The organism is Burkholderia sp. Tr-862 (assembly GCF_011753085.1).
GTDB classification, from domain to species: Bacteria; Pseudomonadota; Gammaproteobacteria; order Burkholderiales; family Burkholderiaceae; genus Burkholderia; species Burkholderia ambifaria.
The window spans coordinates 1-11,220 of the sequence record NZ_VWWG01000194.1 but is presented as its reverse complement, the minus strand read 5'-3'; the positions used below and the strand labels follow the sequence as shown (position 1 = coordinate 11,220).

At 68.9% G+C, this 11,220-nt stretch carries 6 protein-coding genes and 1 pseudogene; all 7 read left to right on the top strand.

Annotated features, from left to right (window positions below; genetic code table 11):
- Positions 1–609, top strand: a pseudogene (locus F3J14_RS30495) (DNA polymerase Y family protein); the annotation flags it as partial.
- A gap of 6 nt (positions 610–615) precedes the next feature.
- Positions 616–3,831: an error-prone DNA polymerase gene (locus F3J14_RS30490; protein ID WP_166726094.1), complete on the top strand. Its 3,216-nt coding sequence runs from the start codon at positions 616–618 to the stop codon at positions 3,829–3,831.
- 328 nt (positions 3,832–4,159) lie between these two features.
- Positions 4,160–4,894 (top strand): GntR family transcriptional regulator, encoded by a 735-nt coding sequence (locus F3J14_RS30485; protein ID WP_166726093.1) that lies wholly within the window; start codon positions 4,160–4,162, stop codon positions 4,892–4,894.
- A gap of 117 nt (positions 4,895–5,011) precedes the next feature.
- Positions 5,012–6,115 (top strand): N-acetylglucosamine-6-phosphate deacetylase, encoded by a 1,104-nt coding sequence (gene nagA / locus F3J14_RS30480; RefSeq protein WP_166726092.1) that lies wholly within the window; start codon positions 5,012–5,014, stop codon positions 6,113–6,115.
- Entirely contained in the window at positions 6,108–7,115 is a 1,008-nt protein-coding gene (locus F3J14_RS30475) for an SIS domain-containing protein (RefSeq protein WP_105787176.1), read from the top strand. Before nagA ends, F3J14_RS30475 begins: the two co-directional genes overlap by 8 nt.
- Before the next feature lie 15 nt (positions 7,116–7,130).
- Positions 7,131–9,713 (top strand): phosphoenolpyruvate--protein phosphotransferase, encoded by a 2,583-nt coding sequence (ptsP, locus tag F3J14_RS30470; protein ID WP_166726091.1) that lies wholly within the window; start codon positions 7,131–7,133, stop codon positions 9,711–9,713.
- A gap of 87 nt (positions 9,714–9,800) precedes the next feature.
- On the top strand, positions 9,801–11,220 hold a 1,420-nt coding region (nagE, locus tag F3J14_RS30465; protein WP_166726090.1), incomplete at its 3' end, for an N-acetylglucosamine-specific PTS transporter subunit IIBC.

Here is an 11,220-nt window from a genome sequence, read left to right as displayed (position 1 = left end):
GCCGTGCCGCCGACGCCGCTCGAACTCGCGTTCGCCGCGCCCGTGCGCGACGACGCGCACTTCATGCGGCTGCTCGGCGAGCGGCTTGCGCGTGTCGAGTTGCCGGCCGCGGTGATCGCGGTGCGGCTGACGGCCACGCGCGTCGAATCGGTCGCGCCGCCGGCCGACGATCTCTTTCCCGAGCCGGGCGGCACGAAAGAAACGCGTGCGCGGCTGTTCGAGCTGCTGGTCGCGCGGCTCGGCACGGAGAACGTGCTGCGCGCGGCCCCCGTTGCCGATCATCGGCCCGAAGCGGCGAACCGCTGGTTGCCGCTCGATGCGCAGGCGGGCAAGCCGGCCGGCGGGTTGCCGGCTGCGCCGCCGCGTCCCGCGTGGCTGCTGGCCGAGCCGCAGCCGCTGCTGATGCGCGCGAACCGGCCGGTGTTCCATACGCCGCTCAGGATGATGTCGTCGCCCGAGCGGATCGAGGCGGGGTGGTTCGACGGCCAGCTCGTGGCGCGCGATTACTACGTCGCGCAGGACGAGGCCGGCGCGTGCTACTGGGTCTTTCAGGAGCGGTTGAGCAGCCAGGCGGATCCGCACTGGTTCCTGCACGGCCTGTTCGGGTGAGCGGCGATGGTTGCGGAATTCAGTTGGCTGCCCGATTACGCGGAGTTGTTCTGTCGTTCGAACTTCTCGTTCCTGCATGGCGCGTCGCATGCGGAGGAACTGGTCGAGCGCGCCGTCGAGCTCGGCTATCGCGGGATCGCGATCACCGACGAATGCTCGCTCGCCGGCGCGCCGCGCATGCATGTCGCGGCGAAGGCGCAAGGGCTGCCGCTGATCGTCGGTTCGTTCTTCGAGGTGACGCCGGATGAAGTCGCCCCCGGCCACGATCCGGGCCCCGGCGCGTTCGGCCTCGTGCTGCTCGCGCAGAACCGCGAGGGCTACGGCAACCTGTCCGAGCTGATCTCGTGGCGGCGCATGGCGTCGCCGAAGGGCACGTACCGGCTGACGTCGAGGATGCTGTCGGCGCCGCCCGCCGAGTTCGCACACTTGCGCGGCATGCCCGACTGCTTCGCGATTCTCGTCCCCACGTATCCCGTGCGGGCGGATGTACTCGATGCGCAGGTCGCCTGGTTTCGCGCGACGTTCGGCGCGCGGGCGCGACTCGGGCTCGTGCAACTGCAGCGCCCGCTCGACGGCGCGCAGCGCGAGGAGATTCGCGCGGCCGGCGAGCGGCGCGGCGTGCGTATCGTCGCGCTCGGCGACGTGACGATGCATCGGCGCTCCTGCAAGCCGCTGCAGGACGTGATGACGGCGATCCGCGTCGGGATGCCGGTTTCCGAGTGCGGGTATGCGCTCGCGCCGAATGCGGAACAGCATCTGCGCGCGCGTGGACGCATCGCGAAGCTGTTTTCGCCGGAGGAGCTCGACGAGACCTGCGCGATTCTCGATGCGTGCGATTTCAAACTCGACACACTTCGCTACGAGTATCCCGACGAGATCGTGCCGAAAGGGCTCACGCCGACGCGCCATCTGGAACAGGAAACCTTCGCGGGGGCTGCCACGCGTTATCCGCAGGGCATTCCGGAGAAAGTCGAGAACCAGATCCGGTATGAACTCGACCTGATCGCGCGGCTGAGCTACGAGCCGTTCTTCCTGACCGTCTACGACATCGTCAAATACGCGCGCAGCCAGAACATCCTGTGTCAGGGCCGCGGTTCGGCGGCGAACTCGGTCGTGTGTTATTGCCTCGGCATCACCGAGGTGAATCCCGAGCAGAGCACGATGCTGTTCGAGCGCTTCATCAGCGAGGAGCGCGGCGAGCCGCCCGACATCGACGTCGACTTCGAGCATCAGCGCCGGGAAGAGGTGATCCAGCATATCTACGAAAAATACGGACACGATCGCGCCGCGCTCGCGGCGGCCGTCTCGACGTATCGTCCGCGCGGCGTGCTGCGCGAAACCGGCAAGGCACTCGGTGTCGATCCGATGCTGGTCGATCGCGTCGCGAAGGCGCATCGCTGGTTCGACGGCAGTCGCGACCTGCTGCAGCAATTCGCATCGACCGGGCTCGATCCCGCCACGCCGATCATTCTCGCGTGGGCCGAACTGGCCGGTCGATTGCTGAACTTTCCGCGTCACCTGTCGCAGCACTCGGGCGGCTTCGTGATCAGCCGCGGCAAGCTCACGCGGCTCGTGCCGGTCGAGAACGCGGCGATGGACGGGCGGCGCGTGATCCAGTGGGACAAGGACGATCTCGAGGCGCTCGGGCTGATGAAGGTGGACGTGCTCGCGCTCGGCATGCTGTCGGCGCTGCATCGCGCCTTCGACCTGCGCACCGCATGGCGCGGGCCGCAGGAGGACGGCCAGCCGTTCACGCTGAAGCACATTCCGCAGGATGACGAAGCAACCTACGACATGATCTGCCGCGCCGATACGGTCGGCGTGTTCCAGATCGAATCGCGCGCGCAGATGTCGATGCTGCCGCGCCTGAAGCCGCGCGACTATTACGATCTGGTGGTCGAGGTTTCGATCGTGCGGCCGGGGCCGATCCAGGGTGGTGCCGTGCATCCGTACCTGAAGCGGCGCAGGATCAAGGCGGGAGAAGAGGAAGGGGAGATCACCTATCCGAGCGATGCGCTCAGGGCCGTGCTCGAACGCACGCTCGGCGTCCCGATCTTCCAGGAACAGGTGATGCAGATCGCGATCGTCGCAGCCGGTTTCACGCCCGGCGAGGCCGACCAGTTACGTCGTGCGATGGCGGCATGGAAGCGCAGGGGCGATCTCGGCCCGTATCACGACAAGATCGTGAACGGCATGCTCGAACGCGGCTACGCACGCGAATTCGCCGAACAGATCTTCGAGCAAATCAAAGGCTTCGGCGAATACGGTTTTCCCGAAAGCCACGCAGCCAGCTTCGCGAAACTCGCGTATGCCAGCAGCTGGCTCAAATGCCACGAACCGGCGATCTTCCTCGCCGCGCTGCTGAACAGCCAGCCGATGGGGTTCTATCCGCCGTCGCAGCTCGTGCAGGACGCGAAGCGTCACGGTGTGCAGGTCCTGCCGATCGACGTCACGCACAGCAACTGGGAAGCGTCGCTCGAAGCGCTGCCCGACCAGCCGCCTCCCCACGGCCAGCCTGCCGTGCGGCTCGGCCTGTCGCTCGTGCGCGGCCTCGGCGAAGCCGCCGCGCGCCGGATCGAAGCGGCGCGCGCGGCCGGCCCGTTCGACAACGTCGACGTGCTGGCACGCCGCGCGCAACTCGAACGCCGCGATCTCGAGGCACTTGCCGCCGCGAACGCGCTCGTGACGCTCGCCGGCCATCGTCGCGATGCGTTGTGGCAGGCCGTCGCCGCGGCACCCGAGCGCGACCTGCTCGCCGCCGCGCCGATCGACGAATCCGAGAAACCCGCGCTCGGCGCACCGTCGGAAGCCGACGACATCCTCGCCGACTACGACACCACCGGCCTGACGCTGAACCGCCATCCCGTCGCACTGCTGCGGCCTGCGTTGCGCGCGCAGCGGCTGTCGTCCGCGGCCGAGTTGCGCGATCGCCCCGACGGCCGGCTCGCGCGCGCGTGCGGAATCGTGACGGCCCGCCAGATGCCGGGCACCGCGAAAGGCGTGATGTTCATGACGCTCGAGGACGAAACGGGGTGCGTGAACGTGATCGTGCGACCCGAGCTGCTCGCGCGGCAGCGCCGCGAAACACTCGATTCGCGGCTGCTCGCGGTGTCGGGCGTGTGGCAGGTCGTCAGCGACGTGAGGCACCTCGTCGCGCAGCATTTCGAGGATCTGACGCCGCTGCTCGGCGGCCTGCGCGCGTCGAGCCGCGAATTCCATTGATGTCACCGGGCACGTGCCGCCGGCCCCGCGCGGTGCGTATCGCACGATGCATACCAGTCGGCTCAACTGGTTCTATCCGGGTCTCGGATTCGCTGCCAAAAACCGGCCGAATCGCAACCCGGAACTGTCCCCTTGCATACCAATCCGGGTAAATCCCTATCCCGCATCGCGTTGTAAACAAAGGCTTTCCCGCTACTAAAACGCTTGCCGGGCAAGGCTTCCGGCGATTTCCGCCGCGCTAATACCAGTTCGTTGACTGGTATTATGGTGGTTATATAATGCGTTCACTTTCGACGGTCCGAGATCGTCGTCCGACACCCGGAGGCACATGGAAACCGGCTGGTCCGAACTGGCGCCCGATCCCCTCGACGACACGCCGCTGTATCTGCAGCTCGCCCGCAACCTGGCGAGCGCGATTCACGCCGGCGCGTGGCGGGCCGGGGAGGCGCTGCCGTCGGAGCGGCTGCTGTCGGGGTCGGTCGGCGTGTCGCGGATCACGGCCCGCCGTGCGCTCGCGCTGCTGGTCGAGCAGGGGCTGATCAAGCGGGCGCGCGGCGCGGGCAGCTTCATCACGCCGCGTGTTGCCGATCCGCTGTCGCGTCTCGTCGGCTTCACCGCGAAGATGCAGCAGCGCGGCTTCGTGCCCGATTCGGTGTGGCTGTCGCGCAAGCTGCGCGCCGCGAGCCGCGACGAGATCACGCATCTCGGCCTCGCGCCCGGCGCGACGGTCGCGCGGCTCGAACGGCTGCGCCGCGCGGACGGCATCGTGATGGCCGTCGAGCATTCGACGCTGCCGGCCGCGGTGGTACCCGATCCGCAGGCGCTCGGCGCATCGCTGTACGAATACCTCGAGGCGCGCGGGATGACCGTGGTGCGCGCGCTGCAGCAATTTCGCGCGGCGAACGCGACGCACGAGATCGCGAAGTGGATGGCGGTGAAGCCGGGCTCGGCCCTGCTCGTGATCACGCGCATCGGCTACGGCGTCGACCAGCGCGCGATCGAAGTGACCGAAACGTATTGCCGCGACGACTATTACGACTTCGTCGCGGAACTGAAACGCTGACGCGCGAGACTGCCCGCGCGCCGTGCGCGACCGAACACGACGAAGCGCAACGAAGCGCAACGGATTTGCAAATCGCGACGCGGATGTCCGCGTCACCAGATCATCAAGAGAAACGTCATGCTGACTGGAAACATCCTTACCCCCGACGGCTGGATTCACGGTTCGCTCGATAGCGAGAACGGCCGCATCACCACGCTCGACGGCACGCCCGCCGATCCCGCGAAGAACGACGCACCGTACATCCTGCCCGGCTTCATCGACCTGCATGTGCACGGCGGCGGCGGTGCCGACGTGATGGAAGGCGGCGACGCGATCGAGACGATCGCCCGCACGCATGCGCAGTTCGGCACGACGAGCCTGCTCGCGACGACGATGACCGCGCCGCGCGACGAACTGATGCAGGTCGTCGCCAATCTCGGCAGTGTCGCGCGCACCCGCACGCCCGGTGGCGCACGCGTGCTCGGCGTGCACCTCGAAGGGCCGTACATCAACCCCGGCAAGCTCGGCGCGCAGCCGGACGCGGCCGTGTCGGCCGTGCTCGACGAAGTGCTGAAGTACCTGTCGATCGCGCCGATCCGCGTCGTCACGCTCGCGCCGGAAATCGCCGGCCACATCGAGATCATCGGCGAGATGGCCGCGCGCGGCGTGCGCGTGCAGCTCGGCCACTCGCTCGCGACCTACGACGACGCCGTCGCCGCACTCAAGCACGGCGCATGCGGCTTCACGCACCTGTTCAACGCGATGTCGCCGCTGCATCACCGCAATCCGGGCCTCGTCGGCGCGGCGCTCGCGCATGCCGAGTACGCGGAAATCATCCCCGACCTGCTGCACGTACACCCCGGTGCGATTCGTGCGGCGCTGCGCGCGATCCCGCGCCTGTACGTCGTGACCGACAGCACGTCCGCCACCGGCATGCCCGACGGCGAGTACCGGCTCGGCAGCCAGCACGTGACGAAGTGCCTCGGCGGCGTGCGGCTCGCCGACGGCACGCTCGCCGGCAGCACGCTGACGATGGACCAGGCGCTGCGCAACCTTGTGTCGCTCGGCCTGCCGATCGCCGACGTGTCGAACCGGATGGCGCGCTATGCGGCCGACTACCTCGGCATCGCCGATCGCGGCCGCCTCCAGCGCGGCGCATGGGCCGACCTCGTCGTGTTCGATCGCGACCTGAACCTCACCGCGACCTACGTCGAAGGAGAATCGATTGTCGAATATGCTTAACGAAGCGCGCGAGTCCGCCCAGGTCGTCGCCGCCCAACTCGCCGACACCACGCGCGTCGAAGCGCTCGCCGGCCAGCTGCTCGATCACCCGCCGGCCGTCGCGCTGACGGTCGCGCGCGGCAGCTCGGATCACGCCGCCAGCTATTTCGCGAGCCTGACGATGAGCCGCCTCGGCGTGCCCGTCGCGTCGCTGCCGATGTCGGTGGCGACGCTGCAGCAGGCGCCGCTGAAGGTGCAGGACCAGCTCGCGCTTGCCTTCTCCCAGTCCGGCAAGAGCCCCGATCTCGTCAACACGATGGCCGCGCTGCGCGAAGCCGGCGCGCGCACCGTCGCCGCCGTCAACGTGCTGCCGTCGCCGCTCGCCGATGCGTGCGAGCACCAGTTGCCGCTCCTCGCCGGCCCCGAGCTGTCGGTCGCCGCGACGAAGAGCTATATCGCGATGCTGTCGCTGTCCGCGCAGATCGTCGCGTACTGGCAGCGCGACGCCGCGCTGATGACCGCCTTGCGCGGCCTGCCCGACGTGCTCGCGCAAGCCGGCCAGCTCGACTGGTCGCCGGCCGTCGCCGCGCTCGCGGACATCGAGCGGATGATCGTCATCGGCCGCGGCCTCGGTCTTGCGATCGCGCAGGAAGCCGCGCTGAAACTGAAGGAAACCTCCGGCATCCAGGCCGAGGCGTTCTCGAGCGCCGAAGTCCGTCACGGCCCGATGGAGCTGATCGACCGCGACTATCCGCTGCTGGTGTTCGCGCCGCCGGGGCCCGAGCAGGCCGGGCTGCTGCAGCTCGCGCAGGACATGCGCGCACGCGGCGCCGCCGTGCTGCTCGCGGCGCCTGCCGGCACACCCGGCGCGACCTTGCCGCTTGCGCAGTCCGCCCATTCGGCGCTCGACCCGATCGCCGCCATTCTTTCGTTCTACGTGATGGCGGCGGATCTCGCCGTCGCGCGCGGCCGCAATCCCGACACGCCGCGCCACCTGAACAAAGTCACCGAAACGCACTGATAGCCGAGACCGCCGATGAGACGCGCCGAGGAGTCCCAGTTGAAGAGTTCCACCCATGATCCGATCGTCCTGCATGCCCCGCTGACCGGGCCGATCGTCGCGCTGGTCGATGTGCCCGATCCGGTGTTCTCCGGCGGGATGTTCGGCGACGGCATCGGCATCGACCCGCTCGCGGGCAAGCTCGTCGCGCCGTGCGCCGGCGTCGTGTCGCATCTCGCGCGCACCGGCCATGCGGTGACTATCACGACGCCGCAGGGCGCGGAAGTGCTGCTGCACATCGGCATCGACACCGTCGAGCTGAACGGGCAGGGGTTCACCGCGCATGTCGAAGCCGGCGCGCGGGTCGCGGCGGGCGACCTGCTGATCGAGTTCGATCAGGACGCGGTCGCGCGCAGCGCGCATTCGCTGGTGTCGGTGATCGCGATCGCGAACTCCGACGCGTTCGAGGTCGTCGAGCGCGCGAGCGGTTTCGCGACCGCCGGCGAGACGCCGCTGTTGACGCTGCGCGGCAAGGGCGAAGCCGCCGCGCAGGCGGCGCAGGCCGGTGCCGCGGCGATGCAGGAAGTGCGCCGCGAGCTCGTGCTGACGCAGCCGGGCGGCCTGCATGCACGCCCGGCCGCACGGGCGCGTGAATCCGTGCGCGGCATCGACGCGACGGTCGACGTGCAGTTCGACGGTCGCAAGGCGTCGATCACGAGCGTCGTGGGCCTGCTCGGCCTCGGCGCCGGCGAAGGCGCGACGATCGAACTGATCGGCCGCGGCGCGCACGCGCAGCAAGCCGTCGAAGCGGTCGAACATGAATTGCTGCGCGAAGCGCACGGTGAAGTCGAGGAGAAGCCGGCGCGGCTGCGTTCGCCGGCGCCGCAGATGGTCGTGCGCAATACCGGCGCGCCGCTCGACCCGAACACGCTCGCGGGCGTATGCGCGGCGCCCGGCATCGCGGTCGGCACGCTCGTGCGTCTCGACGATGCGGAAATCGTGCCGCCCGAACAGGCGTCCGGCACGCCCGCGTCGGAAAGCCGCCGGCTCGACCAGGCGCTGAAGGCGGTCGACGCCGAACTCGACGAAACGGTGCGCAACGCGTCGGCACGCGGCGCGGTCGGCGAGGCGGGGATTTTCGCAGTGCATCGCGTGCTGCTCGAGGATCCGACGCTGGTCGACGCGGCGCGCGACCAGATCAGCCTCGGCAAGAGCGCGGGCTTCGCGTGGCGCGCGACGATCCGCGCGCAGATCGACACGCTGTCGAAGCTCGACGACGCGCTGCTCGCCGAGCGCGCGGCCGACCTGCGCGACATCGAGAAGCGCGTGCTGCGCGCGCTCGGTCACACCAGCGGCGCGACGCGCGCACTGCCCGACGAGGCCGTGCTCGCCGCCGAGGAATTCACGCCGTCGGACCTGTCGTCGCTCGATCGCCAGCGCGTGACCGCGCTCGTGATGGCGCGCGGCGGCGCGACGTCGCATGCGGCGATCATCGCGCGCCAGCTCGGCATTCCGGCGCTCGTCGCGGTCGGCGACGCGCTGTACGCGATTCCGGACGGCACGCAGGTCGTCGTCGATGCAAGCGCGGGCCGTCTCGAACACGCACCCACTGCACTCGACGTCGAGCGCGCGCGCCACGAACGCCAGCGTCTGGACGGCGTGCGCGAAGCAAACCGGCAGATGGCCGGTGCCGCCGCCGCGACCACCGACGGCCGCGCGATCGAGGTTGCCGCGAACATCGCGACGCTCGACGACGCGAACACCGCGGTCGACAACGGCGCGGACGCGATCGGCCTGCTGCGCACCGAGCTGATGTTCATCCATCGCCAGGCCGCGCCGAGCGTCGTCGAGCACCAGCAGAGCTACCAGTCGATCGTCGACGCGCTGCAGGGCCGCACCGCGATCATCCGCACGCTCGACGTCGGTGCCGACAAGGAAGTCGACTACCTGACGCTGCCGCCCGAACCGAACCCGGCGCTCGGCCTGCGCGGCATCCGCCTCGCGCAGGTGCGCCCCGACTTGCTCGACGATCAGCTGCAGGGCCTGCTCGCGGTGCAGCCATTCGGCGCGGTGCGCATCCTGCTGCCGATGGTGACGGATGCGGGCGAACTCGTGCGGCTGCGCAAGCGCATCGACGAATTCGCGCGTGCGCAGGGCCGCACCGAGCCGATCGAGGTCGGCGTGATGATCGAGGTGCCGTCGGCGGCGCTGCTTGCCGACCAGCTCGCGCAGCACGCGGATTTCCTGTCGATCGGCACCAACGACCTGACGCAGTACACGCTCGCGATGGACCGCTGCCAGGCCGATCTGGCCGCGCAGTCCGACGGCCTGCATCCGGCCGTGCTGCGCCTGATCGACATCGCGGTGCGCGGCGCGACGAAGCATGGCAAGTGGGTCGGCGTGTGCGGCGCGCTGGGCGGCGATCCGCTCGCGGTGCCGATCCTCGTCGGCCTCGGCGTGACCGAACTGTCGGTGGACCCGGTGTCGGTGCCGGGCATCAAGGCGCGCGTGCGCCGTCTCGATTACCAGCTGTGTCGCCAGCGTGCGCAGGATCTGCTCGCACTCGACTCGGCACAGGCGGTAAGGGCAGCAAGCCGCGAGGTCTGGCCGCTCGACTGAACGTCGACGGCGGGCGCGCGACCCGTTTCACCACGAAAGCAATTCGTTCAACGACGATTAATGACGAGACATGGACTGGAGGACTGAATGGACGGGAATCCGTTTCTGAAGATACAGGGCCTGGGCCGGGCGCTGATGCTGCCGATCGCGGTGTTGCCGGTCGCCGGCATCCTGCTGCGGCTCGGGCAGCCGGATGTGTTCAACATCAAGATGATCGCCGACGCCGGCGGCGCGATCTTCGACAACCTGCCGCTCCTGTTCGCGATCGGCGTGGCGGTCGGTTTCGCGAAGGACAACAACGGCGTGGCGGCGCTCGCGGGCGCGATCGGCTACCTGATCGAAACCGCGATCATGAAGGACATCGATCCCAAGCTGAACATGGGCGTGCTGTCCGGGATCATCGCGGGCGTGGTCGCGGGGCTGCTGTACAACCGCTACAAGGACATCAAGCTGCCGGACTACCTCGCGTTCTTCGGCGGCAAGCGGTTCGTGCCGATCATCACGGGGTTGGTGTGCGTGATACTCGGCATCGTGTTCGGATACGTGTGGCAGCCGGTCCAGCATGCGATCGACGCGGCCGGCCAGTGGCTCACGACGGCGGGCGCGATCGGCGCGTTCGTGTTCGGCTTCCTGAACCGCCTGCTGCTCGTCACGGGCCTGCACCACATCATCAACTCGCTGGCGTGGTTCGTGTTCGGCAACTTCACGCCGCCGGCCGGCGGCGAGATCGTGCACGGCGACCTGCACCGCTTCTTCGCGGGCGATTCGACCGCGGGCACCTTCATGGCCGGCTTCTTCCCGATCATGATGTTCGGCCTGCCGGCCGCGTGTCTCGCGATGCTGCACGAAGCACCGAAGGAACGCCGCGCGATGGTCGGCGGCCTGCTGTTCTCGATGGCGCTCACGTCGTTCCTGACCGGCGTGACCGAGCCGATCGAATTCAGCTTCATGTTCCTCGCGCCGGTGCTGTACGTGATCCACGCGGTGCTCACCGGGCTGTCGCTCGCGATCTGCCAGTTGCTCGGCGTGAAGCTCGGCTTCACGTTCTCGGCCGGCGCGATCGACTACGTGCTGAACTACGGGCTGTCGACGAAGGGCTGGATCGCGATTCCGCTCGGCATCGCGTACGGTGTCGCGTACTACGGGCTGTTCCGCTTCTTCATCCGCAAGTTCAACATGGCGACGCCGGGCCGCGAGCCGGCCTCGGCCGATGCGGCGACCGAGTCGTTCGCATCGGGCGGTTTCGTCGCACCGGCTGCGGGTGCCGCGGCGGCCGCGCCGCGAGCGCTGCGCTACATCGCCGCGCTCGGCGGTGCGGGCAACCTGACGGTCGTCGACGCATGCACGACGCGCCTGCGCCTGAGCGTCGTCGACCCGGAGAAGGTGTCGGAGCCTGAACTGAAGTCGATCGGCGCGCGCGGCGTGCTCAAGCGCGGCGGCAACAGCGTGCAGGTGATCATCGGGCCCGAGGCCGACATCATTGCCGACGAGATGCGTTCGGCGATCG

Excerpts from the sequence above, each read along its gene's own strand:
- F3J14_RS30490 (WP_166726094.1), top strand. The coding sequence starts at position 616 with ATGGTTGCGGAATTCAGTTGGCTGCCCGATTACGCGGAGTTGTTCTGT.
- F3J14_RS30485 (WP_166726093.1), top strand. The coding sequence starts at position 4,160 with ATGGAAACCGGCTGGTCCGAACTGGCGCCCGATCCCCTCGACGACACG.
- nagA (WP_166726092.1), top strand. The coding sequence starts at position 5,012 with ATGCTGACTGGAAACATCCTTACCCCCGACGGCTGGATTCACGGTTCG.
- F3J14_RS30475 (WP_105787176.1), top strand. The coding sequence starts at position 6,108 with ATGCTTAACGAAGCGCGCGAGTCCGCCCAGGTCGTCGCCGCCCAACTC.
- ptsP (WP_166726091.1), top strand. The coding sequence starts at position 7,131 with ATGAGACGCGCCGAGGAGTCCCAGTTGAAGAGTTCCACCCATGATCCG.